This is a genomic window from Pseudomonas sp. LFS074 (genome assembly GCF_047978165.1).
GTDB lineage: Bacteria > Pseudomonadota > Gammaproteobacteria > Pseudomonadales > Pseudomonadaceae > Aquipseudomonas > Aquipseudomonas putida_P.
Window position 1 is genome coordinate 1,263,447 of record NZ_JBFPFV010000001.1, and the last position, 24,641, is coordinate 1,288,087.

General features: G+C 62.3%; 23 protein-coding genes. 15 read left to right on the plus strand and 8 right to left on the minus strand.

What is annotated here, in order from left to right:
* Nucleotides 1–84: 84 nt before the first annotated feature.
* The 4 genes from ACNQP3_RS05810 to ACNQP3_RS05825 form a co-directional block, all read right to left on the minus strand.
* Nucleotides 85–495: a SufE family protein gene (locus tag ACNQP3_RS05810; protein WP_012270825.1), complete on the minus strand. Its 411-nt coding sequence runs from the start codon at nt 493–495 to the stop codon at nt 85–87.
* Nucleotides 492–1,697: a cysteine desulfurase gene (locus ACNQP3_RS05815; protein ID WP_264316874.1), complete on the minus strand. Its 1,206-nt coding sequence runs from the start codon at nt 1,695–1,697 to the stop codon at nt 492–494. The genes ACNQP3_RS05810 and ACNQP3_RS05815 overlap by 4 nt, the downstream gene beginning before the upstream one ends.
* A gap of 81 nt (nt 1,698–1,778) precedes the next feature.
* Nucleotides 1,779–2,813: a 2,3,4,5-tetrahydropyridine-2,6-dicarboxylate N-succinyltransferase gene (gene dapD, locus ACNQP3_RS05820; protein ID WP_012270827.1), complete on the minus strand. Its 1,035-nt coding sequence runs from the start codon at nt 2,811–2,813 to the stop codon at nt 1,779–1,781.
* A gap of 31 nt (nt 2,814–2,844) precedes the next feature.
* Nucleotides 2,845–3,192 (minus strand): ArsC family reductase, encoded by a 348-nt coding sequence (locus ACNQP3_RS05825; RefSeq protein ID WP_003252272.1) that lies wholly within the window; start codon nt 3,190–3,192, stop codon nt 2,845–2,847.
* Between the two features lie 308 nt (nt 3,193–3,500).
* Between ACNQP3_RS05825 and ACNQP3_RS05830 the strand changes: the two genes are divergently transcribed.
* The gene (locus tag ACNQP3_RS05830; RefSeq protein ID WP_012270829.1) at nt 3,501–5,147 is read left to right on the plus strand and encodes a Na+/H+ antiporter; all 1,647 of its coding nucleotides are present in this window, start codon (nt 3,501–3,503) and stop codon (nt 5,145–5,147) included.
* Nucleotides 5,148–5,203: 56 nt separating this feature from the next.
* On the opposite strand, the gene ACNQP3_RS05835 is transcribed toward ACNQP3_RS05830, so the two are convergent.
* The 4 genes from ACNQP3_RS05835 to map form a co-directional block, all read right to left on the minus strand.
* Nucleotides 5,204–5,434, minus strand: coding sequence for a hypothetical protein (locus tag ACNQP3_RS05835; protein ID WP_123109231.1), 231 nt, complete (start codon nt 5,432–5,434; stop codon nt 5,204–5,206).
* A 141-nt stretch (nt 5,435–5,575) separates the two neighbouring features.
* Nucleotides 5,576–6,775 carry a succinyldiaminopimelate transaminase gene (dapC, locus tag ACNQP3_RS05840; protein ID WP_012270831.1) on the minus strand — a complete coding sequence of 400 codons (1,200 nt, stop codon included), beginning with the start codon at nt 6,773–6,775 and terminating at the stop codon, nt 5,576–5,578.
* 30 nt (nt 6,776–6,805) lie between these two features.
* Nucleotides 6,806–9,508, minus strand: coding sequence for a [protein-PII] uridylyltransferase (locus ACNQP3_RS05845; protein WP_012270832.1), 2,703 nt, complete (start codon nt 9,506–9,508; stop codon nt 6,806–6,808).
* A 42-nt stretch (nt 9,509–9,550) separates the two neighbouring features.
* On the minus strand, nt 9,551–10,333 hold the full coding sequence (gene map / locus ACNQP3_RS05850) for a type I methionyl aminopeptidase (protein ID WP_012270833.1): 783 nt from the start codon (nt 10,331–10,333) through the stop codon (nt 9,551–9,553).
* A 345-nt stretch (nt 10,334–10,678) separates the two neighbouring features.
* On the opposite strand from map, the gene rpsB reads away from it, so the two are divergent.
* From rpsB to lpxB, 14 genes are all read left to right on the plus strand, one after another.
* Complete coding sequence (rpsB, locus tag ACNQP3_RS05855; protein WP_012270834.1) at nt 10,679–11,416, plus strand: 30S ribosomal protein S2; 738 nt, start codon at nt 10,679–10,681, stop codon at nt 11,414–11,416.
* A 185-nt stretch (nt 11,417–11,601) separates the two neighbouring features.
* Complete coding sequence (gene tsf, locus ACNQP3_RS05860; RefSeq protein WP_012270835.1) at nt 11,602–12,465, plus strand: translation elongation factor Ts; 864 nt, start codon at nt 11,602–11,604, stop codon at nt 12,463–12,465.
* 180 nt (nt 12,466–12,645) lie between these two features.
* A complete protein-coding gene (pyrH, locus tag ACNQP3_RS05865; RefSeq protein ID WP_012270836.1) occupies nt 12,646–13,389 on the plus strand; it encodes a UMP kinase in 744 nt (247 codons plus the stop codon).
* The gene (frr, locus tag ACNQP3_RS05870; RefSeq protein WP_012270837.1) at nt 13,386–13,943 is read left to right on the plus strand and encodes a ribosome recycling factor; all 558 of its coding nucleotides are present in this window, start codon (nt 13,386–13,388) and stop codon (nt 13,941–13,943) included. Before pyrH ends, frr begins: the two co-directional genes overlap by 4 nt.
* 15 nt (nt 13,944–13,958) lie before the next feature.
* Nucleotides 13,959–14,714, plus strand: coding sequence for a polyprenyl diphosphate synthase (gene uppS / locus ACNQP3_RS05875; protein WP_012270838.1), 756 nt, complete (start codon nt 13,959–13,961; stop codon nt 14,712–14,714).
* Nucleotides 14,714–15,529 (plus strand): phosphatidate cytidylyltransferase, encoded by an 816-nt coding sequence (locus tag ACNQP3_RS05880; RefSeq protein WP_012270839.1) that lies wholly within the window; start codon nt 14,714–14,716, stop codon nt 15,527–15,529. The genes uppS and ACNQP3_RS05880 overlap by 1 nt, the downstream gene beginning before the upstream one ends.
* Nucleotides 15,526–16,716 (plus strand): 1-deoxy-D-xylulose-5-phosphate reductoisomerase, encoded by a 1,191-nt coding sequence (gene ispC / locus ACNQP3_RS05885; protein WP_012270840.1) that lies wholly within the window; start codon nt 15,526–15,528, stop codon nt 16,714–16,716. Before ACNQP3_RS05880 ends, ispC begins: the two co-directional genes overlap by 4 nt.
* Nucleotides 16,717–16,787: 71 nt before the next feature.
* Nucleotides 16,788–18,140 carry an RIP metalloprotease RseP gene (gene rseP, locus ACNQP3_RS05890; RefSeq protein WP_012270841.1) on the plus strand — a complete coding sequence of 451 codons (1,353 nt, stop codon included), beginning with the start codon at nt 16,788–16,790 and terminating at the stop codon, nt 18,138–18,140.
* Nucleotides 18,141–18,214: 74 nt separating this feature from the next.
* On the plus strand, nt 18,215–20,578 hold the full coding sequence (gene bamA / locus ACNQP3_RS05895) for an outer membrane protein assembly factor BamA (RefSeq protein ID WP_012270842.1): 2,364 nt from the start codon (nt 18,215–18,217) through the stop codon (nt 20,576–20,578).
* Nucleotides 20,579–20,622: 44 nt separating this feature from the next.
* A complete protein-coding gene (locus tag ACNQP3_RS05900) occupies nt 20,623–21,126 on the plus strand; it encodes an OmpH family outer membrane protein (RefSeq protein ID WP_012270843.1) in 504 nt (167 codons plus the stop codon).
* Nucleotide 21,127: 1 nt separating this feature from the next.
* Nucleotides 21,128–22,183, plus strand: a complete 1,056-nt coding sequence (gene lpxD, locus ACNQP3_RS05905) for a UDP-3-O-(3-hydroxymyristoyl)glucosamine N-acyltransferase (RefSeq protein ID WP_012270844.1) — start codon at nt 21,128–21,130, stop codon at nt 22,181–22,183.
* 114 nt (nt 22,184–22,297) lie between these two features.
* Nucleotides 22,298–22,738 (plus strand): 3-hydroxyacyl-ACP dehydratase FabZ, encoded by a 441-nt coding sequence (gene fabZ / locus ACNQP3_RS05910; RefSeq protein ID WP_003252314.1) that lies wholly within the window; start codon nt 22,298–22,300, stop codon nt 22,736–22,738.
* Nucleotides 22,735–23,511, plus strand: a complete 777-nt coding sequence (lpxA, locus tag ACNQP3_RS05915) for an acyl-ACP--UDP-N-acetylglucosamine O-acyltransferase (protein WP_012270845.1) — start codon at nt 22,735–22,737, stop codon at nt 23,509–23,511. Before fabZ ends, lpxA begins: the two co-directional genes overlap by 4 nt.
* Nucleotide 23,512: 1 nt before the next feature.
* Nucleotides 23,513–24,640 carry a lipid-A-disaccharide synthase gene (gene lpxB / locus ACNQP3_RS05920; RefSeq protein WP_012270846.1) on the plus strand — a complete coding sequence of 376 codons (1,128 nt, stop codon included), beginning with the start codon at nt 23,513–23,515 and terminating at the stop codon, nt 24,638–24,640.
* Nucleotide 24,641: the final 1 nt, after the last annotated feature.

The window sequence follows — 24,641 nt, forward strand, 5'->3', positions numbered from 1 at the left end:
GCGGCGAAGCTGAAAATGTGGGGGCCGCTGCGCGCCCCATCGCGACACAAGGCCGCTCCTACAGGGAGCAGCGTTGCCCTGGATTTAGCGGTTGGACGCCAACTCCGCCATCCGCTGCAGCACCGCATGCAGCCCATTGCTGCGCGACGGCGACAGTTGGCGCTCAAGCCCCAGCTGTGTAAACCACGCGCGCAGATCGAGCATGGCCAACTCGTCACTGGCCAACCCCTGCACCCTCACCAGCATCAACGCCAGCAGCCCGCGCAACAGGCGTGCATCGCTACTGGCCTTGAACCGCCACAAGCCGTCGACCTGCTCGGCCACCAGCCAGACCAGGCTTTCGCAGCCATGCACCCGGTTGGCTTCGGTCTTTTCAGTCTCGGCCAGCGGTTCCAGTCGCTCGCCCCATTGCATCAGCAGCCGCGCGCGCTGCTCCCAGCCCTTGCCCTGTTCAAAAGCGTCCAGCGCCTGGCGTGCCTGCTCCGGCATGTTCATCGCAGCAGCTCCAGGCCCTGATCCAGCGCCGTGAAAAAGCGCTGCAAGTCATCGCTGTCGTTGTACAAGCCCAGCGACACCCGAATTGCGCCTTCCAGGCCCAAGCCTTTCAGCAGCGGCATGGCACAGTGGTGACCGGCGCGCACGGCAATGCCTTGCTCGGTGAGCAAGTGGGCAATATCGGCATTGTGCACGCCCTCGATGACGAAGCTGGCCAGGGCCGCCTGTGGCGTACCGAGTATGCGCACGCCTTCGCGGTCAGCCAGGCCGCGCAGCAGGTGCTGGTGCAGGCTGGTTTCGTGGGCCGCGACCGCTTGGGCATCGAGGCTGGCCAGGTAGCCCAGGGTTGCGCCAAGGCCGATCACCCCGGCTATGGGCGGCGTACCTGCCTCGAACCCCAGCGGTGCCGGGCGGAAGCTGGCGCTGTGGTACTCGGCAAGTTGCACCATCTCGCCACCGAACTGCCAGTGGCGCAGCAGCCCCAGCGCTTGGCTGTGGCCATAAAGCACGCCGACGCCGTCCGGGCCGTACAGCTTGTGGCTGGAAAACACATAGAAGTCGCACCCCAGTTGCTGCACGTCATGGCGGCCGTGCACCACGCCCTGGGCACCATCGACCACGGTCAGCGCGCCTTGGGCGCGGGCATGGGCCAACAGCGCCGGTAGCGGTTGCCAGGTACCCAGTACGTTGGACAGCTGGCTGACTGCCAGCACGCGGGTGCGCGGGCCGATCAGTTGCAGTGCCTGGTTCAGGTCGATGCAACCATGAGCGTCCAGCGGCAGTACCACCAGGCGCAGGTCGCGCCGGTGCGCCAGCTGTTGCCAGGGCAGCAGGTTGGCATGGTGCTCCAGGGCACTGACGGCAATTTCGTCCCCGGCTTCGAGGCGGTGTTCCAGGCCGTATGCCAGCAGGTTCAGTGCCGAGGTGGCGCCGTGGGTGAACACCACTTGCCGTGAGTCTGCGGCATTGAGCCAGGCGGCGACCTTGTCGCGGCTGGTTTCGAAGGCCTGGGTCGCCAGCGCACCGGGCAAGTGCTGGGCACGGTGCACGTTGGCTGCGCCATGGCCGTAGTAATGGCTCAGGGCATCGAGCAGGGCTTGCGGCTTCTGGCTGGTGGCGGCGCTGTCCAGGTAGGTCTGGTGCTGCCGTTGCAGGGCGGCGATGGCGGGAAAGTCGGCACGCCAGGGGGAGGGCTGGAACATGTTCGCGGGGCCTGGAATGAAAATCGGGTCTGGCGCGTTGGCGCCAGACCCGATCTTAACACTTCAAACCCGACAAGGTTCTCAGTTGTGGGCGTGCAGTGCTTCGTTCAGCTCGATGGCCGACTTGTGAGTCTTGCACTCTACGGCGCCGTTCAGCGAGTTGCGGCGGAACAGCAGGTCGGTCTGGCCAGCCAGGTCGCGGGCCTTGACCACTTTCACCAACTCGTTGTTCTCGTCCAGCAGGTTCACCTTGGTGCCGGCGGTGATGTACAGGCCGGCTTCGACGGTGTTGCGGTCGCCCAGCGGAATGCCGATACCGGCGTTGGCGCCGATCAGGCAGCCTTCGCCGACCTTGATGACGATGTTGCCGCCACCGGACAGGGTGCCCATGGTCGAGCAACCGCCGCCCAGGTCCGAACCTTTGCCGACGAATACGCCAGCGGACACGCGGCCTTCGATCATGCCTGGGCCTTCGGTGCCCGCGTTAAAGTTGACGAAGCCTTCGTGCATGATGGTGGTGCCTTCGCCGATGTAGGCGCCCAGGCGCACACGGGCGGTGTCGGCGATACGCACGCCGGCCGGGACCACGTAGTCGGTCATTTTCGGGAACTTGTCCACCGAGAACACTTCCAGCAGCTCGCCCTTAAGGCGCGCTTCCAGTTGCAGCTCGGCCAGTTCGGCCAGATCGACCGCGCCCTGGTTGGTCCAGGCCACGTTCGGCAGCAGCGGGAAGATACCGGCCAGGCTGACGCCGTGTGGCTTGACCAGGCGGTGCGACAGCAGGTGCAGCTTGAGGTAGGCCTCTGGGGTGGAGGTCAGGGCAGCGTCTTCGGCCAGCAGGGTGGCGACCAGCGGCTTGTGGCTCTCGGCCAGGCGGGTCAGCAGGGCGGCCTGGGCAGCATCAACGCCTTTCAGGGCTTCGGCCAGTTGGGCGGCCTGGCCGTTGCTGAAGGCGATGGCCTGGTTGCCACCTTCGTAACCGAGAACAGGGGCTACCGCAGCAACCAGTTCGGCGCTCGGGTTAAGCAAAGGTTGTGCGTAGAACACTTCCAGCCAGGCGCCCTGGCGGTTCTGGGAGCCGACACCGAAGGCCAGGCTGAACAGGGTATTGGACATGTGATTACCTCGTGCGAAATAGGGTAGGGGCTCAGGCCAGGGCAGCGGCGTACAGGTCGGGCTTGAAGCCGACCAGGGTACGCGCGCCAAGGTCCAGCACCGGGCGTTTGATCATCGACGGCTGGGCCAGCATCAGCTCGACGGCCTTGGCCTGGTCGAGGTCTGCCTTGCTGGCGTCGTCCAGCTTGCGGAATGTGGTGCCGGCACGGTTGAGGATGACTTCCCAGCCGTGTTCGTCGCACCAGCGGTTCAGGCTGTCACGGTCGATGCCTTGGGTCTTGTAATCGTGGAATTCGTAGGCGATGGCCTTGTCTTCGAGCCAGGTACGCGCCTTTTTCATGGTGTCACAGGCTTTTATGCCGTAGAGCGTGTAGGTCATTGTGTACATTGGGGGTGCAGGTTGCCCCAATCTCTCCGTTTTTCGATGTCAGTCGCGGGATTATGCGGGAACCAAACTGTGAGCGCCACGGGTGTGCTCGCCTTGAGTCTTGCAGTGGGTCGGCGATTGGGTGCCGGCCGTGCGGCGCTCGATCTCACAGACGAAGAAGTATCATCATGTTACATATTCACCTGCCACCTGCGACTATCGTGCAGCGGCCCCAAACCGTCGGTCGCCGCTAACATATTGTTTCAATGGCGATGTTTCGCCCTGCTATCGTTTCTGGTTCACAAAGGAAGCTCTCCCGGATGCAGTCCGCCTACACCGTCCTCATCCTGCTGACGCTGGTCAGCCTGTCGAAGCTGGTCGGCCGCATGATTCCGCTGCCCTTGCCGCTGGTGCAGATCGCCGCCGGTGCCTTGCTGGCCTTGCCGACACTGGGCCTGCATGTGGCCCTTGACCCCGAACTGTTCCTGTTCCTGTTCTTGCCGCCGCTGCTGTTTGCCGACGGCTGGCGCATCCCCAAGCGGGAGCTGTGGCGCATTCGCGGGCCCGTGGTGGCGCTGGCCGTCGGGCTGGTCCTTTTCACCGTGGTTGGGGCTGGATACTTCATTCACTGGCTGCTGCCGAGCATCCCGTTGCCAGTGGCCTTCGCCCTGGCAGCGGTACTTTCGCCAACCGACGCCGTGGCGGTTTCGGCCATTGCCCAAGACCGCCTGCCCACGCCGCTGATGCACATGCTGCAGGGCGAAGCCCTGATGAACGATGCGTCGGGCCTGGTGACCTTCAAGTTTGCCTTGGCAGCGGCGATTACCGGGGTGTTCTCGCTGACCGATGCAAGCTTCAGTTTTGTCCTGGTCGCGCTTGGCGGTCTGGCGGTGGGTGTGGGCTTGAGCTGGCTGGTCGGCCGCCTGCGCGCCTGGATGATCGCTCGCGGCTGGGACGACCCAGCCACGCATGTGGTGTTCATGCTGCTGTTGCCATTTGCTGCCTATGTGCTGGCCGAGCGTCTTGGCGTGTCGGGCATCCTTTCGGCGGTGGCGGCGGGCATGATGCAGAGCTGGCTCGACCTGCTGCCACGGCAAACCAGCACCCGCCTGCTCAACCGCAGCGTCTGGTCGCTGCTGGAGTTCGCCTTCAACGGCCTGATCTTCCTGCTGTTGGGCCTGCAGTTGCCGGACATCATCAAGGCGGTGGTCAGCCACGAACCCACCGTCTGGCCGACCCTGGCCTACCGCTGCCTGGATGTGGTGGCGATCTTTGCCGCGCTTATCCTGCTGCGTTACATCTGGGTGCAGAGCATCTGGCGCTCGATCGGCGTGGTGCGTCGCTGGCGTGGCAAACCGGCGCTGGTGCTGATGCCTACAGCGCGCTCCTGCTGGCTGCTGACCCTGGGCGGGGTGCGGGGTGCGGTGACCTTGGCAGGTGTGATGTCGGTGCCGTTGCTGATGGGGGCGGGCAAGGCCTTCCCGGAACGTGACTTGTTGATCTTCATTGCCGCCGGGGTGATCCTGCTGTCGTTGATCAGTGCCTGTATCGCGTTGCCGTTGTTGCTGCGCGGGGTGACCAAGAGCCCGGACGAGCGCCTGCGCCAGGAAGTGCAGGAAGCCTGGCGGCGCACGGCCGAAGCGGCGATCCATGCCCTGGAGGCAGAGGAGGTGATCGACAGCAATGCGCCGCAGGACGCCGCGCAGGCGACCTTGGCGACCGAACTGAAAGCGCGGTTGATGGCAGAATACCGGGATGAGCTGGACAGCTACAACGACAGCGCCGAAGCCAAGGCGCTGGCCGAGCAGATGGACCTGCTGGAGCGGCATTTGCGCTTGCGTGCACTGAGGGCGCAGCGGTTGGAGCTATACAACCTGCATCGCCAGCACCTGGTCGGTGATGAAGTGGTGCGCCAGGTCCTGGGGGAGCTGGACATGAGTGAAGCGAACCTTGGGCAAGTCAGGTAGGGCGTCGAAATGGCGAGGATTGCCCGCGCTCACCGAGAGCACGGGCGTTGCCTGGCTTACTTGCAGGCAGGGGAGCCATCGAGGCGCAGCAGGGTTTCGCCCACCTCTATGAAACCGTCGCCGTTCACATCCATCAGTGCCAGGATGGCATCCCTCTCATCGCTACTGTGCAAGTTGTCGAAGCGGTTCTTGAATTCTTCCAGCGAAACCTTGCCGTCGCCGTTGTCGTCCATTTCGAGGAGCCAGCTTTTGGCATCCTGACATATATCGCTGCTGATCCGGGTCATGGGTGTTGCCTCGTCTGCGGTGGAGGAGGCTTAACCTTAAGGTCGGGGTGATTGGGGCGATATTGGCGTATTCAGCCTGGCCGGTAGGGCAATTCGACGGCGTCGATCTGCCCTGCCGGTCGGCAAGGTTTTCAGGACGGCTCAGCGCTTTTGCAAGAACGCGCGAATACGCTCCGCCGCCTCGATGCACTCGGCCAGGGGGGCAACCAGGGCCATGCGCACACGCCCGCTACCGGGGTTCACGCCGTCGACTTCGCGGGACAGGTACGAACCTGGCACCACGGTCACGTGTTCGGCTTCGAACAGGTCACGGGTGAAGGCGGCATCGTCGTTGCCCGGCACCTTGGCCCACAGGTAGAAGCTGCCGTCCGGGCGTTGTACGTCGAGCACCGGTTGCAGGATATCCAGCACGGCATCGTACTTGGCTCGGTACTGGTCGCGGTTGGCGCGCACATGTGCCTCGTCCTGCCAGGCGGCGACGCTGGCCAGTTGGGTCTGCACGGGCATGGCACAGCCGTGGTAGGTCCGGTACAGCAGGAACGGCTTGATGATCTCGGCATCGCCAGCGACGAAGCCCGAGCGCAGGCCCGGCAGGTTGGAGCGCTTGGACAGGCTGTGGAACACCACGCAGCGCTTGAAGTCACTGCGGCCCAGTTCGGCGCAGGCGGTCAGCAGGCCCGGTGGCGGTGCGTCCTCATCGAAGTACAGCTCGCTGTAGCATTCGTCGGCCGCAATCACGAAGTCGTGCTCATCGGCCAGTGCAATCAGCTTTTTCAGGGTGTCCATCGGCACCAGCGCGCCGGTGGGGTTGCCTGGCGAGCACAGGAACAGGACCTGGCAGCGCTTCCATACCTCGGCCGGGACGGCGTCGAAGTCGGGGTTGAAGCCGTTGCTTTCCAGGCACGGCAGGTAGTGCGGGGTGGCACCGGCCAGCAGTGCTGCGCCTTCGTAGATCTGGTAGAACGGGTTGGGGCTGATGACCAGGCCGTCATCGGCACGGTTGACCACGGCCTGGGTGAAGGCGAACAGGGCTTCACGGGTGCCGTTTACCGGCAGGATGTGGCGGTCGGCATCCAGCCAGCCGGCCGGTACGCCAAAGCGCCGTTCGCACCACTGGCCGATAGCCTGGCGCAGGGCCGGCAAGCCGAGGGTGCTGGGGTATACCGCCAGCTTGTCGAGGTTGTCGGCCATGGCCTGGGCGACGAACGCCGGCGATTCGTGCTTCGGCTCACCGATCGACAGGGCGATGGCGCGTTTGTCCGCCGCAGGCTTCACGCTGCCCAGCAGGGCGCGGAGCTTTTCGAACGGGTAAGGCTGAAGCTGGGTCAAGGCATGGTTCATCTGCGCAAGGTCTCGTCAATCGTCTAATCGTTAAAAAGTCACGCGGGTCGGGCTGGTGTCGCTACCTTGGCCGGCCTGTAGCTGCTGCACGATGGCTTCCTGCAGGCGGCTGCACAGCTGCGGGTCCGACAGCGGCTGGTTGTCGGCATCGGTGATGAAGAACACGTCTTCCACCCGCTCACCGAGGGTGGCGATTTTGGCGTTCTGCAACGACAGGTCGAACTCCAGGAAAATCCGCCCCAGCCGGGCCAGCAGACCAGGGCGGTCGGGTGCAGTAATTTCGAGGATGGTCACTGGCCGCTGGGCATCGTTGAGGATGGTCACCTGCGGTGGGAAATCGAAGTGCTTGAGCTGGCGCGGCACTCGGCGCTGGATGATGGTCGGGTAGTCCTCGGGGTTGCGCAGCGCTTCGGTCAGGCCGTCGCGAATCTGCTTTACCCGCTGCGGGTTGTCGCCGATCGAGCCACCGTCGTTGTCCAGCACGATGTAGGTGTCGAGGGTGAACTGGCTGCTCGACGTGATGATGCGCGCATCGTGGATGTTCAGGTTCAGCTGCGACATGGCCGCCACCGTCACGGCGAAGAAATCGTGCTGGTCGGGGGCGTAGATGAAGATCTGCGTGCCGCCTTCGAACTCGCGCTGGGTGGTTTCCTTGATCAGTACCAGCGGCCCACCATCGGCCGGTTGCTGGAGAATTGCATCCGTGTGCCAGGCCACATCGGCGGCGTTGTGCTTGAGGAAGTAGTCGTCACCCAGCTGCGACCACAATTGTTCCACGTCGTCTGGGTCGGTGCCCTCGCGCACCAGGATATCCAGCGCTGATGACTGGGTCTGGCGAATCTGCTCTTCGCGGTCCAGCGGGTTTTCCAGGCCGCGACGCAGGGCGCGCTTGGTCTCGGTGTACAACTGGCGCAGCAGGCTGGCCCGCCATGAGTTCCACAGGCTGGGGTTGGTGGCGTTGATATCGGCCACGGTCAGCACGTACAGGTAATCGAGGCGGGTCTCGTCGCCCACGTGCAGGGCAAAGTCATTGATCACCTGCGGGTCGGACAAGTCCTTGCGCTGGGCAGTGGTCGACATCACCAGGTGGTTTTGCACCAGCCAGACGATCAGGCGGCTGTCCCAGGCCGGCAACTGGTGGCGCTCGCAGAATTTTTGCGCGTCCACCGCGCCGATTTCCGAGTGGTCGCCCTGGCGGCCCTTGCCGATGTCGTGGTACAGGCCGGCCAGGTAGATCAGCTCGGGCTTGGGCAGGCGCCCCATGAGCTTGCTGGCCAGCGGAAATTTTTCGGATACCGGCGTGTATTGCAGCTTGCGCAGGTGCTTGATGAGGTTGAGGGTGTGCGCATCGACTGTGTAGATGTGGAACAGGTCATGCTGCATCTGCCCGACGATCAAGCCAAACTCCGGCAGGTAGCGGCCAAGGATGCCGTAGCGGTTCATCCGCCGCAGGTTGCGGTGAATGCCGATTTCGCACTTGAACAGCTCGATGAACAGGCTGGTGTTGCGGATATCGGTGCGGAACGTGTCGTCGATCAGGTGCCGGTGCTCGCGCAGCAGGCGCACGGTATCGGCACGTACGCCCTTGATTTCCGGGCGCTGGGCCATGAGCACGAAAATTTCCAGCATGGCGAACGGCGTGCGCTTGAACACGTTCGGGTTGGCCGCTTCTATATAGCCGTCATGCAGGCGGAAGCGCGCATTGAGCGGCTGGGTGCTGCCACTTTCCTCGTCGGCGAGGATGACCTCTTCGAAGTGCTGGACGATCAGGTCGCACAGCTGGCTGATGCTCATCACCACCCGGTAATACTGCTGCATGAACTGCTCGATCGCCCGCTTGGGGTTGTCGTCGCCGTAGCCCAGCAGTGTGGCCAGGCTGCGCTGGTGGTCGAACAGCAAGCGGTCTTCGGCGCGTCCGGCAAGCATGTGCAGGGCGTAGCGCACCTTCCACAAAAAGTCCTGGGACGAGGCCAGCAGTTCATTCTCGCTTTCCAGCAAGAAACCCTCGCCGGCCAGCGCATGCAGGTTCAGGGTGCCGTATTGGCGGCGGGCCACCCACAGCACCGTCTGGATGTCGCGCAGGCCACCTGGCGACCCTTTGACGTTGGGTTCCAGGTTGTACTCGGTATCGTTGTACTTGTGGTGGCGGGCCTTGAGCTCGGCGCGCTTGGCCAGGAAGAACTCCTTGCTCGGCCACATGTGCGCGGTGCTGGTCACCTCCAGCATGCGCTGGCGCAGGGCCTCTGGGCCGCAGATGGTGCGGCTTTCCATCAGGTTGGTGATGACCGTCAGGTCCGCGCGGGCCTGTTCGGCGCATTCGTCGACGGTGCGCACGCTTTGGCCCACTTCCAGGCCGATGTCCCACAGCAAGGTAAGGAAGCGTTCGATAGCGTCGCGGTACTGCTCGTGCTCGGCAGCGCCCAGCAGTATCAGCAGGTCGATGTCCGAGTGCGGGTGCAGCTCACCGCGCCCGTAACCGCCTACCGCGACCAAGGCGATGCCGCTTTGGTCGCCCCAGTCGAACTGGTTCCACGCCTGTTGCAGGATGTTGTCGACGAGCCAGGCGCGGGCTTCGATCAGTGGGCGGATTTCGCTACCAGCACGAAAACGCTTGTCGAGCACCTCGCCGGCCAGACGGATGGCTTTCTTGAAGGCGGCGATAGGGCTCGCCTTGAGGGCCAGTTCCGCCTGGAACTGGCCACGGTCGAACAGCTCGGGATCCACCTGGGGCATCGCGTCACATTCCTGTCGTGGGGTGGCCTGTGGGGGGCGAGGTCAGGCCGAAGTGCGCGGGATGGTGTCGTCCTTGCGCAGGGTGAAAATCTCGTAGCCGGTCGCGGTCACCACCAGGGTGTGTTCCCACTGGGCTGAAAGCTTGCGATCCTTGGTAATGGCAGTCCAGCCGTCGCCCAGCACCTTGGTGTCGGCCTTGCCCTGGTTGATCATCGGCTCGATGGTGAAGGTCATGCCTTCTTTAAGCTCCATGCCGGTGCCGGCGCGGCCGTAGTGCAGGATCTGCGGCTCTTCGTGGAACACCTTGCCGATGCCGTGGCCGCAGAACTCGCGCACCACGGAGAAGCCGTTCTTTTCCGCGTGCTTCTGGATCACTTCGCCGATATCGCCCAGGCGGCAGCCCGGCTTGACCAGCTCGATGGCCTTGTACATGCACTCCTGGGTAACCTTGGACAGGCGCTCGGCCCATACCGGCACGTTACCGACGTGGAACATGCGGCTGGTATCGCCGTGGTAGCCGTCCTTGATCACGGTGACGTCGATGTTCAGCGTGTCACCGTCCTTGAGCGGTTTGTCGTTGGGGATGCCATGGCAGACCACATGGTTGATCGAGGTGCAGATCGACTTCGGGTAGCCCTTGTAGTTGAGCGGCGCCGGGATGGCCTGCTGGACGTTGACGATATAGTCATGGCACAGGCGGTCGAGCTCTTCGGTGGTAACACCGGGCTTGACGTGTTCCTCGATCATTTCCAGCACGTCGGCGGCCAGGCGGCCGGCGATGCGCATCTTCTCGATGTCTTCTGCGGTCTTGATGTTGACGGTCATTACAGGCTCTCTACAGCGCCGCATGCGGCGCGAACAAACGGGAAAGGCCGGATTCTAGCAGAGCAGGGCGGCATTCTGTCGGGATAAAGGCGGCCATGCTGCTCTCTACAGGAGGCATTTTGGCCTGTTTGACGGGGCGCTGCAAAAACCGCTGACGGACGCGACCTCATCCGGGTTTCGTTCGCTCGCGGTCTGTGGTATAACATGCGCCGCTTTCGGGGACGACCCCGTCAGCTTAAACCCACACACGTGTCGACACGATGACCTGGGTGCCCCGGATTCTCGAATTTGCGGGTTGGTCATTGGGACGCGTGGAGGCCCAACCCGACTTATCAAGGAACTATCATGTCCCAAGTCAATATGCGCGATATGCTGAAGGCCGGTGTGCACTTCGGCCACCAGACCCGTTACTGGAACCCGAAAATGGGCAAGTACATTTTCGGCGCGCGTAACAAGATCCACATCATCAACCTGGAAAAAACCCTGCCAATGTTCAACGACGCTCTGGCGTTCGTAGAGCGTCTGGCTCAGGGCAAGAACAAGATCATGTTCGTCGGCACCAAGCGTTCCGCCGGCAAGATCGTCGCCGAGCAAGCTGCTCGCGCTGGTTCGCCATACGTTGATCACCGCTGGTTGGGCGGCATGCTGACCAACTACAAAACCATCCGCGCTTCGATCAAGCGTCTGCGCGACCTGGAAACCCAGGCCGAAGACGGCACCTTTGCCAAGCTGACCAAGAAAGAAGCCCTGATGCGTTCGCGCGATCTGGAAAAGCTGGACCGCAGCCTGGGTGGTATCAAGGACATGGGCGGTCTGCCTGATGCCCTGTTCGTGATCGACGTTGATCACGAGCGCATTGCTATCACCGAAGCAAACAAGCTGGGCATCCCGGTTATCGGCGTTGTCGATACCAACAGCAGCCCGGAAGGTGTTGACTACATCATCCCAGGCAACGACGACGCCATCCGCGCCATCGAGCTGTACATGACTTCGATGGCTGACGCCATCATCCGCGGCCGCAACAACGTTGCTGGCGGCACCGAAGTCTATGTTGAAGAAGCGGCTGCACCTGCTGCTGAGTAATAGGCGCTAGCGTCTACTTGGCACGCAAAAAGGGGGCTCTGCCCCCTTTTTGCCACCTTGAAATCCTGCTGTCAGCATCGGCCCCGCATCATGGGCGTGCTGAAATGAAAACAGCGGATTAGCAGAATTGAACGCCCGTGATCAACGGGTGGAATGGTTGAAAAACTTTCCAAGAGGATTTTGAAATGGCAGCAATTACTGCAGCGCTGGTAAAAGAACTGCGCGAGCGTACCGGCGAAGGCATGATGGATTGCAAAAAGGCCCTGGAAAAGGCCGGCGGCGACATCGAAAAAGCCATTGACGACATGCGTGCCTCGGGCGCCATCAAGGCCGCCAAAAAGGCTGGCAACGTCGCTGCTGAAGGCGCTATCGCCGTCAAGACCGACGGTAAATCCGCCGTCCTGCTGGAAGTGAACTCGCAGACCGACTTCCTGGCCCTGCAAGACGACTTCAAGAACTTCGTTGCCGAAAGCCTCGAAGAAGCCTTCGCCCAGAAGCTGACCGATGCTGCTCCGCTGATCGCCTCGCGTGAAGCTGCTCGTGAAGCCCTGGTTGCCAAGTGCGGCGAGAACGTCAACATCCGTCGCCTGGTGCGCGTTGAAGGTGACGTTGTCGGTGCCTACCTGCACGGCAACAAGATCGGCGCTGTCGTCGTTCTGAAAGGCGGTGACGTAGAGCTGGCGAAAAACATCGCCATGCACGTTGCAGCGTCGAACCCTGAGTTCCTGGATTCGTCGGAAATCTCCGCCGAGGCCATCGAGCGCGAGAAGGGTGTCTTCCTGCAGCTGAACGCCGACAAGATCGCCGGCAAGCCGGAAAACATCGTTGAAAACATGATCAACGGCCGTATCACCAAGTTCAAGGCCGAAGCCTCGCTGAAAGAGCAAGCCTTCGTCATGAACCCAGAAGTCAAGGTTGGTGAACTGGCCAAGAAAGCCGGTGCTGAAATCGTTTCCTTCACCTACTTCAAAGTAGGCGAAGGCATCGAGAAGCCAGTCGACGACTTCGCTGCTGAAGTTGCCGCTCAGGTAGCTGCTGCCAAGCAGTAAGACAGCCTCGTCTGTCGCCCCAAAGAGGCTGCCCGCTCACGCGCGCAGCCTCTTTGTCAAAACGGCAAAGGGTTTATAAGGCCCGCCGCCGCTGGCGCCAAAACGGTGCCACGCTACAGTTAGCAGGCTGCAAACAGCCCGCATGAATTTTCTAAAAGTACGCCGCAGGAGAGACTCGCAATGGCTCAGCAGGTGAGTGGTCGCCAACCTCGCTATAAACGCATTTTGCTCAAACTTAGCGGCGAGGCCCTGATGGGCTCGGAAGACTTCGGGATCGACCCGAAAGTGCTGGATCGTATGGCCCTTGAAGTTGGCCAGTTGGTAGGGATCGGTGTCCAGGTCGGCCTGGTGATCGGCGGTGGCAACCTGTTCCGCGGTGCCGCGCTCAGCGCAGCCGGCATGGACCGTGTCACCGGTGACCACATGGGCATGCTGGCCACCGTGATGAACGGCCTGGCCATGCGCGACGCGCTGGAGCGCTCGAACATCCCGGCCCTGGTCATGTCGGCCATTTCCATGGTCGGTGTCACCGATCATTACGATCGTCGCAAAGCTATTCGCCACCTCAACTCCGGGGATGTGGTAATTTTCTCCGCCGGTACTGGCAACCCGTTCTTCACCACCGACTCCGCAGCCTGCCTGCGTGCCATCGAAATCGATGCCGATGTGGTGCTGAAGGCGACCAAGGTCGATGGTGTGTACACTGCCGATCCATTCAAGGACCCGCACGCCGAGAAGTTCGATCACCTGACCTACGACGAGGTCCTGGATCGCAAGCTGGGTGTGATGGACCTGACTGCAATCGTTCTGTGTCGCGACCACGGGATGCCATTGCGGGTATTCAACATGAACAAGCCTGGCGCCCTGCTGAACATCGTGGTGGGTGGCGCTGAAGGTACTCTGATCGAGGAAGGCCAAGCATGATCAACGACATCAAGAAAGACGCGCAGGAGCGCATGACCAAGTCCCTCGAGGCCCTGGGCCGCAACCTGGCGGCAATCCGCACTGGTCGCGCGCACCCAAGCATCCTGGATACCGTCAAGGTCACTGCCTGGGGCAGCGAAATGCCGCTGAACCAGGTTGCCGCGATCACCGTCGAAGATGCTCGCACCCTGAAGATCGTCGCTCACGACAAGAACCTCAGCGCTGCCATCGAGAAGGCCATCCTTACCTCCGACCTGGGCCTGAACCCATCCAGCGCCGGTACCACCATTCGTGTGCCGATGCCGGCCCTGACCGAGGAAACCCGCAAGGGCTACACCAAGCAGGCCAGCGGTGTGGCCGAGGACGCCAAGGTAGCTGTGCGCAACGTGCGCCGCGACGCCCTGGCTGACCTGAAGAAGCTGACCAAGGACAAGGAAATCAGTGAAGACGAAGAACGTCGCGCCGCTGATGAGATCCAGAAGCTGACCGACAAGTTCGTTGCCGAAGTCGATGCTGCCTTCAAAGCCAAGGAAAAGGACCTGATGGCCGTTTAAGGCCGGGGTTTTTTAATGGAAAAGACCAAGCCAGCGGTGCCGTCCTCGGTGCCGCGTCATGTCGCGATCATCATGGATGGCAACAACCGCTGGGCGAAGAAACGCCTGCTGCCCGGCGTTGCCGGGCACAAGGCGGGTGTCGACGCCGTTCGCGCGGTCATCGAAGTCTGTGCCAAGTCCGGGGTCGAGGTGCTGACCCTGTTCGCCTTCTCCAGCGAAAACTGGCAGCGCCCCGCCGAAGAAGTGGGTGCGCTGATGGAGTTGTTTTTCTCGGCCCTGCGCCGTGAGGCCAAGCGCCTCAATGAAAACAACATCAGCCTGCGCATCATCGGTGACCGTTCGCGTTTCCACCCTGAGCTGCAGGCTGCCATGCGCGAAGCCGAGGCAGTGACCGCCGGTAACAATCGCTTCATCCTGCAGATTGCAGCCAACTACGGTGGCCAGTGGGACATCGCCCAGGCCGCCCAGCGGCTGGCGCGGGAAGTGCAAGCTGGGCACCTGCGCCCGGAAGACATCACCCCGGGCCTTTTGCAGGCCTGCCTGGCAACCGGCGAGCTGCCATTGCCGGACTTGTGCATCCGCACCGGTGGCGAGCACCGCATCAGTAATTTCCTGCTGTGGCAGCTGGCCTATGCCGAGTTGTATTTCTCCGACCTGTACTGGCCGGACTTCAAACACGAGGCCATGCGCAATGCCCTGGCCGATTTCGCTTCGCGCCAGCGCCGCTTTGGTAAGACCAGCGAGCAGGTCGAGGCTGGAGCTCGTGCTTAATGCTTAAACAACGCATCATTACTGCGCTGATCCTGCTGCCGATCGCGCTGGGCGGTTTCTTCCTGCTCAACGGTGGCGATTTCGCCCTGTTCATCGGCTTCGTGGTGACCCTCGGTGCCTGGGAGTGGGCGCGCCTTGCCGGGCTGATGGCCCAGCCGCTGCGTATTGCCTATGCCGCGGTGGTCGCCGGGGCGCTGATGCTGCTGTACATCCTTCCAGAGCTGGCGCCCTGGGTGCTGGGCGCCGCGGTGATCTGGTGGGGGCTGGCAACCTGGCTGGTGCTGACCTATCCGCGCAGCAGCGAGCTGTGGGCCAGTGCTGCCTGCCGGCTGCTGATCGGCCTGCTGGTGCTGCTGCCCGCCTGGCAGGGGCTGGTGCTGCTCAAGCACTGGCCGCTGGGCAACGGGTTGATCCTGTCGGTCATGGTGCTGGTGTGGGCTGCCGACATTGGCGCGTACTTCTCTGGGCGGGCGTTCGGCAAGCGCAAGCTGGCCCCGCAAGTCAGCCCGGGCAAGAGCTGGGAGGGCGTGTACGGTGGTCTGGCGGTCAGCCTGCTGATTACCCTGGGTGTCGGCATCAGCCGCGACTGGAGCTTTGGTCAGGTCCTGCTCGGCCTGCTGGGCGCCGCGCTGCTGGTCATGGCCTCGGTAGTCGGTGACCTGACCGAAAGCATGTTCAAGCGCCGCTCCGGCATCAAGGACAGCAGCAACCTGCTGCCCGGCCACGGTGGCGTGCTTGATCGCATCGACAGCCTGACTGCGGCAATCCCGATTTTTGCGGTGCTGTTGTGGGCTGCCGAATGGGGTGTGATGTGAGTCGCCCGCAGCGTATTACCGTGCTCGGGGCCACTGGCTCCATCGGCCTGAGCACGCTGGATGTGATCGCGCGGCACCCTGATCGCTATCAGGCGTTTGCCCTCAGTGGCTATTCGCGCGTCGACGAGCTGTTGGCGCTGTGCGTGCGTCATCGCCCGGCGTTCGCCGTGGTGCCGAGCGCCGAGGCAGCCGCAAGGCTGCGCGCAAGCCTGGCTGCAGCCGGCTGCGCCACCGAGGTGCTGGAAGGCGAGGCCGGGCTGTGCCAGGTGGCGTCGGCAGCGGAAGTGGATGCAGTGATGGCGGCCATTGTCGGTGCCGCCGGCCTGCGCCCTACGCTGGCGGCTGTCGAGGCTGGCAAGAAGGTATTGCTGGCCAACAAGGAAGCGCTGGTGATGTCGGGCGCGCTGTTCATGGAGGCAGTGCGGCGCAGTGGCGCCGTGTTGCTGCCGATCGACAGTGAGCACAACGCGATCTTTCAGTGCATGCCTGGCGACTACGCCCGAGGCTTGAGTGCCGTTGGTGTGCGCCGGATCCTGCTGACCGCTTCCGGTGGTCCGTTCCGCGAGACGCCGGTCGAGGCGTTGTTGGACGTGACCCCGGAACAAGCCTGCGCGCACCCTAACTGGTCCATGGGGCGCAAGATTTCCGTGGATTCGGCCAGCATGATGAACAAGGGGCTCGAACTGATCGAAGCCTGCTGGCTGTTCGATGCTGCGCCGGCCAAGGTCGAGGTGGTGGTGCACCCGCAGAGCGTGATCCACTCGCTGGTCGACTATGTGGACGGGTCGGTGCTCGCGCAACTGGGCAACCCGGACATGCGCACACCGATCGCCAATGCCTTGGCCTGGCCTGAACGGATCGACTCCGGGGTCGCGCCGCTGGACCTGTTCGCCATCGCCCGTCTGGATTTCCAGGCGCCCGACGAACAACGCTTCCCTTGCCTGCGCCTGGCGCGGCAGGCTGCCGAGGCCGGCAATAGCGCGCCCGCCGTGCTCAATGCGGCCAACGAAGTGGCGGTCGAGGCATTTCTTGAGCGGCGTATCCGCTTCCCGGAGATCGCGGGTATGATCGAACAGGTACTCGACCAGGAGCCCGTCGTGCCGCTGCCGTCGCTGGACGCGGTGTTTGCCGCCGATCAGCGTGCCCGGGAGCTTTCCCGTGAGTGGCTGAGGCGTCACGGTCGCTGATGCAGGCTCGCCACGGTTCGTGAGGGGGCTGGGCGTGACACCGGCCCGCTGAACATCATTCGGAGATGGACATGACAGCGCTCTACATGATTATCGGCACCCTTGTGGCCTTGGGGGTGCTGGTCACTTTCCACGAATTCGGCCACTTCTGGGTGGCGCGCCGCTGTGGCGTCAAGGTGTTGCGTTTTTCGGTGGGCTTCGGCACGCCGCTGCTGCGTTGGCATGACCGCCACGGCACCGAGTTCGTGGTTGCGGCTATCCCGTTGGGGGGCTACGTCAAGATGCTCGACGAGCGCGAAGGCGATGTGCCGCCAGCGCTGGCTGGGCAATCGTTCAATCGCAAGTCGGTACGCCAGCGTATCGCGATCGTCGCGGCAGGCCCGATTGCCAACTTTCTGCTGGCTATCCTGTTTTTCTGGGTGCTGGCGATGCTGGGTACCCAGCAGGTCCGTCCGGTAATCGGTGCGGTCGATAGTGGCAGCCTGGCAGCATCGGCCGGTCTGACCGCAGGTCAGGAAATCGTTTCTATCGATGGCAAAGCGACCAACGGTTGGTCAGCGGTCAATCTGCAACTGGTTCGTCGCCTGGGTGAGAGCGGTACGTTGCAGGTTGGCGTGCTTGAAGAGGGCGCCAGCGCTGAGCGCCAACTGCAGGTCAAGCTGGACAGCTGGCTCAAGGGCGCTGACGAGCCGGACCCGATCCAGTCTCTGGGGCTGCACCCTTGGCGCCCGGCGATCACGCCAGTGCTTGCCGAGATCGATCCGAAGGGGCCGGCAGCCGCTGCGGGCCTGAAAACCGGTGACAAGTTGCTGGCTGTCGATGGCCAGGCCGTCACTGAATGGCAGCAAGTAGTCGACAGTGTTCGCGCCCGCCCAGATGCCAAAGTAGTGGTGCGTGTGGAGCGCGACGGTGCGGCCCTGGAGCTGCCGGTGACCCTGGCCCGCAAGGGCGAGGGCAAGGCAGTTGGTGGCTATCTGGGTGCCGGGGTAAAAGGTGGCGAATGGCCTGCCAACATGCTCCGCGAAGTCAGCTACGGCCCGCTGGATGCGGTGGGTGAGGGCTTGTCGCGCACCTGGAACATGAGCGTCCTGACCCTTGAATCGCTGAAGAAAATGCTGTTCGGGGAGCTCTCGGTAAAAAACTTGAGTGGACCGATAACCATTGCTAAAGTGGCGGGCGCTTCAGCCCAGTCCGGCGTGGGGGATTTCCTGAATTTCCTGGCCTACCTGAGCATAAGCCTGGGGGTTCTTAACCTGCTGCCCATTCCAGTACTGGATGGGGGGCATTTGCTGTTTTACCTGGTCGAGTGGGCGCGCGGTCGTCCGCTATCCGATCGGGTGCAAGGTTGGGGGGTCCAGATCGGTATCAGTTTGGTCATAGGGGTGATGTTGCTCGCCCTGATCAACGATCTGGGTCGACTATAAAAGCTTCGCTCAATTGCGAACCTGCCGTTTTGTGGCGGTAGGTTGTTTATTGCCAGTTGGAATAAAAGGACTTCATGAAACGTCTGCTGCTAACTGCGGTCATGTCCGCACTGATGATCGCTGAAGTTCACGCCGAGTCCTTCACCATCTCCGATATTCGCGTCAACGGCCTGCAGCGGGTTTCCGCCGGCAGTGTGTTCGGTGCCCTGCCGCTGAACGTCGGCGACCAGGCCGATGACCGCCGCTTGGTGGACTCGACCCGTTCCCTGTTCAAGACCGGGTTCTTCCAGGACATCCAGTTGAACCGCGATGGCAATGTGCTGATCATCAACGTGGTCGAGCGCCCGTCGGTGTCGAGCATCGAGATCGAAGGCAACAAGGCGATCAGCACCGAAGACCTGATGAAGGGCCTGAAGCAATCGGGCCTGGCCGAGGGCGAAATCTTCCAGCGTGCCACCCTCGAAGGTGTGCGTAACGAGCTGCAGCGCCAGTACGTGGCCCAGGGCCGCTACTCGGCCGAGGTCGACGCCGAAGTGGTGCCGCAGCCGCGCAACCGTGTGGCGCTGAAGATCAAGATCAACGAAGGCACCGTCGCCGCCATCCAGCACATCAACATCGTTGGCAACAACGTGTTCGATGATGAAACCCTGGGGCAGCTGTTCGAGCTGAAGACCACCAACTGGCTGTCGTTCTTCAAGAACGATGACAAGTACGCCCGTGAAAAACTCTCCGGTGACCTGGAGCGCCTGCGTTCCTACTACCTGGACCGCGGCTACATCAACATGGACATCGCCTCCACCCAGGTGTCCATCACGCCGGACAAGAAGCACGTCTACATCACCGTCAACATCAACGAAGGCGAGAAGTACACCGTTCGCGACGTGAAGCTGTCCGGTGACCTCAAGGTGCCGGAAGACCAGGTCAAGTCGCTGCTGCTGGTGCAGCCAGGCCAGGTATTCTCGCGCAAGGTGATGACCACCACCTCCGAGCTGATCACCCGCCGCCTGGGTAACGAAGGCTACACCTTCGCCAACGTCAACGGCGTGCCACAGCCGAACGACCAGGACCACACGGTCGACATCATGTTCGTGGTCGACCCGGGCAAGCGTGCCTACGTCAACCGCATCAACTACCGCGGCAACACCAAGACCGAAGACGAAGTGCTGCGCCGCGAAATGCGCCAGATGGAAGGCGGGTGGGCGTCGACCTACCTGATCGACCAGTCCAAGACCCGTCTGGAGCGCCTGGGCTTCTTCAAGGAAGTCAACGTAGAGACCCCACCGGTGCCGGGCACCGACGACCAGGTCGACGTCAACTACAGCGTCGAAGAGCAGGCCTCCGGCTCGATCACCGCCAGCGTCGGTTTCGCCCAGAGCGCCGGCCTGATCCTCGGTGGTTCGATCAGCCAGAGCAACTTCCTCGGTACCGGTAACAAAGTATCCGTCGGCCTGACCCGTTCGGAATACCAGACCCGCTACAACTTCGGCTTCGTTGATCCCTACTTCACTGCCGATGGCGTCAGCCTGGGCTACAACGCCTTCTACCGCAGCACCGACTACGACGACCTCGACGTCGACGTGGCCAGCTATGCGGTCGACAGCTACGGTGCCGGCGTGAGCCTGGGCTACCCGATCAGCGAAACCTCGCGCCTGACCTACGGCCTGAGCGTGCAGCAGGACAAGATCAAGACCGGTAAGTACACCGTTGACGAGATCTTCGATTTCCTCGACCAGGAAGGCGACAACTTCCTGAACTTCAAGGCTTCGATCGGTTGGTCCGAATCGACCTTGAACAAAGGCGTGCTGGCCACCCGTGGTCACTCGCAAAGCCTGACCCTGGAATCCACCATTCCGGGCAGCGACCTGTCGTTCTTCAAGCTCGACTACCGTGGGCAGCTGTTTCAGCCGATCAGCAACGACTACACCCTGCGCCTGCACACCGAACTGGGCTATGGTGATGGTTATGGCAGTACATCGGGCCTGCCGTTCTACGAGAACTACTTCGCAGGTGGCTTCAACTCTGTCCGTGGCTTCAAGGACAGCAGCCTGGGCCCGCGCAGTACCCCGAGCCGTGGCGCGGATGATCCTAACGGCAAACCCGGTACCATCCGTGACCCGGACCAGGATCCGCTGCCGTTCGGTGGCAACGTGCTGGTTCAAGGTGGCGTCGAATTGCTGTTCCCGCTGCCGTTCGTCAAGGATCAGCGTTCGCTGCGCACGTCCGTGTTCTGGGACGTGGGTAACGTGTTCGACACCAATTGCGGCAACAAACCTGATTGCGAGAAGGTCGGCTTCTCGGGCATGGCCAGTTCGGTCGGCCTGGGTGTCACCTGGATTACCGCACTGGGCCCGCTGAGCTTCAGCCTGGCAATGCCGGTCAAGAAGCCGGACGATGCCGATACCCAGGTGTTCCAATTCTCTCTGGGCCAGACCTTCTAAGGTCGGCCCCTGCTTAATGACAACGGTTTATCCAGGAGTGCATCGTGCGTAAATTGGCTCAACTGGCCGTAGTGGCCGCGGCGCTGGTCGCCACCCCGGCTTTCGCCGAAATGAAGGTAGCCGTGCTGAACTATCAGATGGCCCTGCTCGAGTCGGATGCCGCCAAGAAGTACGCGGTCGATGCCGAGAAGAAGTTCGGCCCGCAACTGACCAAGCTGAAAAGCCTGGAAAGCAGCGCCAAGGGCATCCAGGACCGCCTGATCAAGGGCGGTGACAAGATGCAGCAGCAGGAGCGTGAGCGCCTGGAGCTCGAGTTCAAGCAAAAGGCCCGCGACTTCCAGTTCCAGTCCAAGGAGCTGAACGAAGCCAAGGCCGTCGCTGACCGCGATATGCTCAAGCAGCTGAAGCCGAAGCTGGATGGCGCCGTCGAGGAAGTGATCAAGAAAGGCGGTTTCGACCTCGTTCTCGAGCGTGGTGCGGTCATCGATGTCAAACCTCAGTACGACATCACCCGCCAGGTCATCGAGCGCATGAACCAAGCCCGTTGATATGAGTGTGACCATGACGCTAGGCCAACTGGCCGAGGCCCTCGGTGCCACCCTCAAGGGGCCCGAGGCGCTGCAGATTACCGGGCTGGCCACCTTGCAAGAGGCTGGCCCCGGTCAGTTGAGCTTCCTCGCCAACCCGCAGTACCGCAAGTACCTGGATAACTGCCAGGCGGGTGCGGTATTGCTCAAGGCCGCGGATGCCGAGAGTTTCGCTGGCAATGCCCTGATCGTGGCCGACCCCTACCAGGCGTATGCGCGTATTTCCCACCTGTTCGACCCTAAACCCAAGGCTGTGGCGGGAATCCATCCCAGCGCCGTGGTGGCTGAGGACGCGCAGGTAGACGCCAGCGCCAGCATCGGGCCGTTCGCGGTCATCGAAAGTGGTGCACGTATCGAGGCTGATGTCAGCATCGGCGCACATTGCTTCGTCGGTGCGCGTTGCGTTGTAGGTGAGGGCGGCTGGCTGGCGCCGCGGGTTACGTTGTATCACGACGTCACCATCGGCAAGCGTGTGGTCATCCAGTCGGGTGCTGTGATCGGCGGCGAAGGCTTCGGTTTTGCCAATGAGAAGGGCATCTGGCGCAAGATTGCCCAGATTGGTGGCGTCACCATTGGTGATGACGTGGAAATCGGCGTCAATACTGCCGTTGACCGTGGTGCGCTGTCCGACACGCGGATCGGGGACGGGGTCAAGCTCGACAACCAGATCCAGATCGCCCACAACGTGCAGATCGGTGACCACACGGCTATGGCCGCTTGCGTAGGCATCTCCGGCAGTACACGCATCGGCAAGCATTGCATGCTGGCCGGCGGCGTGGGCCTGGTGGGGCACATCGATATTTGCGATAACGTATTTGTTTCCGGGATGACAATGGTAACCCGTTCGATCACCGAACCCGGTTCCTATTCATCCGGCACAGCCATGCAGCCTCTGGCTGACTGGCGCAAGAGCGCTGCGCGTATCCGCCAGCTGGATGACATGGCCAAACGTCTTCAGCAGCTGGAAAAACGCGTCGATACCGTGACCTCAGGTGGCCTGCCGACATCAGAAGGCTGATACCATTCCCTGAGCAAGAGTGAACAGTCGCTAGCTGGCTCCTCTTTGGATTGCAAAAGGAGCGTGTGGTCAGCACCTGCGCTCCCTATTCTTATTACAGGCTTCCCCCCCGAAATGATGGACATCAACGAGATTCGCGAATACCTGCCTCACCGCTACCCGTTCCTGCTGGTGGATCGTGTGACGGATCTGGACTTCGAGGCCCAGAGCATTCGTGCCTACAAGAATGTCAGCATCAACGAGCCGTTTTTCAATGGCCACTTCCCGGCGCACCCGATCATGCCGGGCGTCCTGATCATCGAAGCCATGGCCCAGGCGGCCGGCATCCTTGGTTTCAAGATGCTCGATGCCAAGCCGGCCGATGGCACCCTGTACTATTTCGTCGGTTCCGACAAACTGCGTTTCCGTCAGCCGGTACTGCCGGGTGACCAGCTGGTGCTGGAAGCCAAGTTCCTCAGCCGCAAAAGCATGATCTGGAAGTTCGAATGCCGCGCCCTGGTCGATGGCAAACCGGTTTGCTCGGCAGAAATCACCTGCGCGGAACGCTCCCTATGAATTCGATTGATCCTCGGGCCATTATCGATCCGTCGGCCAAGCTGGCCGATGGGGTCGAGGTCGGCCCTTGGTCGATCGTTGGCCCTGATGTAGAAATCGGGGAGGGCACCGTTATCGGCCCGCATGTTGTGCTCAAGGGGCCGACCCGTATTGGCAAGCACAACCGTATCTTTCAGTTTTCCTCGATCGGTGAAGACACCCCGGACCTCAAGTACAAGGGGGAGCCGACGCGCCTGGTGATTGGCGATCACAATGTGATCCGCGAAGGGGTGACCATCCACCGTGGTACTGTTCAGGACCGCGCGGAGACCACCGTGGGTGACCACAACCTGATCATGGCCTACGCCCACATTGGCCACGACAGCGTCATCGGCAACCACTGCATCCTGGTCAACAACACGGCGCTGGCCGGTCATGTGCATGTGGGTGACTGGGCGATCCTGTCCGGCTACACCCTGGTTCACCAGTACTGCCACATTGGCGCCCACGCGTTTTCCGGCATGGGTACGGCGATTGGCAAGGATGTTCCGGCTTTCGTGACCGTGTTCGGCAGCCCGGCCGAAGCCCGCAGCATGAACTTCGAGGGCATGCGCCGCCGTGGTTTCAGCGACGAGGTGATCCACGTGCTGCGTCGTTGCTACAAGATTGTCTACCGTCAGGGCCTGACCGTCGAAGACGCGCTCAAGGAACTGGCCGAGCCGGCCGCGCAACATCCTGAGGTCGAGCTGTTCCGTCAGTCGATCGTGAGCTCCGCCCGCGGTATTACACGCTGATATGGCCCAGCTTTGCGTAGCGCTGGTCGCCGGTGAGGCCAGCGGCGATATTCTGGGTTCAGGCTTGATGCGTGCCCTCAAGGCACGTCACCCTGATGTACGTTTTATCGGCGTCGGCGGCCCTTTGATGGAAGCCGAAGGCCTGCAATCCTATTTCCCCATGGAGCGCCTGGCCGTCATGGGCCTGGTCGAAGTACTGGGGCGCCTGCGCGAGCTGCTCAAGCGCCGCAAGCTATTGATCCAGACGTTGATCGACGAAAAACCCGACGTTTTCATCGGTATCGACGCCCCGGACTTCACCCTCAATATCGAACTGAAACTGCGTCAGGCCGGCATCAAGACCGTGCACTACGTCAGCCCATCAGTGTGGGCCTGGCGGCAGAAGCGTGTGCTGAAGATTCGCGAAGGTTGCGACCTGATGCTGACGCTGTTGCCGTTTGAGGCGCGCTTCTACGAAGAGCAAGGTGTACCGGTGCGCTTTGTCGGCCACCCGCTGGCCGACACCATCCCGCTTGAAGCTGACCGCTCGGTCGCGCGTGCCGCACTGGGCCTGGGCGAAGGGCCGATAGTGGCGCTGATGCCCGGTAGCCGGGGTGGTGAAGTAGGGCGCTTGGGCGCGTTATTCCTCGATGCAGCCGAGCACCTGTGTCAGCAGGTGCCGGGTGTGCGCTTTGTGCTGCCCTGTGCCAACGCTGCGCGGCGTGCCCAGGTCGAGCACATGCTTGAAGGGCGCCAGCTGCCGCTGACCTTGCTCGATGGCCAGTCGCACCAAGCCCTGGCGGCCTGTGACGCGGTGTTGATCGCTTCGGGCACCGCGACCCTCGAAGCGCTGCTGTACAAGCGGCCGATGGTGGTGGCGTACCGCCTGGCACCGTTGACCTACTGGATTCTCAAGCGCCTGGTGAAAAGCCCCTACGTGTCGTTGCCGAACCTGCTGGCCCAGCGCGAGCTGGTGCCCGAGCTGCTGCAGGACCAAGCCACCAGCCAAGCGTTGGCCAACACCCTTGCGCCGCTGGTGCGCGATGGTAGCCAACAGACCGAACGTTTCGACGAAATTCACCGCACCCTGCGCCGTGACGCCTCCAACCAGGCGGCCGAGGCGGTACTGGCCCTGCTCAAGGACCGCTGAC

Coding starts and splice junctions, on each gene's coding strand:
- ACNQP3_RS05810 (WP_012270825.1), bottom strand. CDS start 495: ATGAACATGCCGGAGCAGGCACGCCAGGCGCTGGACGCTTTTGAACAG.
- ACNQP3_RS05815 (WP_264316874.1), bottom strand. CDS start 1,697: ATGTTCCAGCCCTCCCCCTGGCGTGCCGACTTTCCCGCCATCGCCGCC.
- dapD (WP_012270827.1), bottom strand. CDS start 2,813: ATGTCCAATACCCTGTTCAGCCTGGCCTTCGGTGTCGGCTCCCAGAAC.
- ACNQP3_RS05825 (WP_003252272.1), bottom strand. CDS start 3,192: ATGACCTACACGCTCTACGGCATAAAAGCCTGTGACACCATGAAAAAG.
- ACNQP3_RS05830 (WP_012270829.1), top strand. CDS start 3,501: ATGCAGTCCGCCTACACCGTCCTCATCCTGCTGACGCTGGTCAGCCTG.
- ACNQP3_RS05835 (WP_123109231.1), bottom strand. CDS start 5,434: ATGACCCGGATCAGCAGCGATATATGTCAGGATGCCAAAAGCTGGCTC.
- dapC (WP_012270831.1), bottom strand. CDS start 6,775: ATGAACCATGCCTTGACCCAGCTTCAGCCTTACCCGTTCGAAAAGCTC.
- ACNQP3_RS05845 (WP_012270832.1), bottom strand. CDS start 9,508: ATGCCCCAGGTGGATCCCGAGCTGTTCGACCGTGGCCAGTTCCAGGCG.
- map (WP_012270833.1), bottom strand. CDS start 10,333: ATGACCGTCAACATCAAGACCGCAGAAGACATCGAGAAGATGCGCATC.
- rpsB (WP_012270834.1), top strand. CDS start 10,679: ATGTCCCAAGTCAATATGCGCGATATGCTGAAGGCCGGTGTGCACTTC.
- tsf (WP_012270835.1), top strand. CDS start 11,602: ATGGCAGCAATTACTGCAGCGCTGGTAAAAGAACTGCGCGAGCGTACC.
- pyrH (WP_012270836.1), top strand. CDS start 12,646: ATGGCTCAGCAGGTGAGTGGTCGCCAACCTCGCTATAAACGCATTTTG.
- frr (WP_012270837.1), top strand. CDS start 13,386: ATGATCAACGACATCAAGAAAGACGCGCAGGAGCGCATGACCAAGTCC.
- uppS (WP_012270838.1), top strand. CDS start 13,959: ATGGAAAAGACCAAGCCAGCGGTGCCGTCCTCGGTGCCGCGTCATGTC.
- ACNQP3_RS05880 (WP_012270839.1), top strand. CDS start 14,714: ATGCTTAAACAACGCATCATTACTGCGCTGATCCTGCTGCCGATCGCG.
- rseP (WP_012270841.1), top strand. CDS start 16,788: ATGACAGCGCTCTACATGATTATCGGCACCCTTGTGGCCTTGGGGGTG.
- bamA (WP_012270842.1), top strand. CDS start 18,215: ATGAAACGTCTGCTGCTAACTGCGGTCATGTCCGCACTGATGATCGCT.
- lpxD (WP_012270844.1), top strand. CDS start 21,128: ATGAGTGTGACCATGACGCTAGGCCAACTGGCCGAGGCCCTCGGTGCC.
- fabZ (WP_003252314.1), top strand. CDS start 22,298: ATGATGGACATCAACGAGATTCGCGAATACCTGCCTCACCGCTACCCG.
- lpxA (WP_012270845.1), top strand. CDS start 22,735: ATGAATTCGATTGATCCTCGGGCCATTATCGATCCGTCGGCCAAGCTG.
- lpxB (WP_012270846.1), top strand. CDS start 23,513: ATGGCCCAGCTTTGCGTAGCGCTGGTCGCCGGTGAGGCCAGCGGCGAT.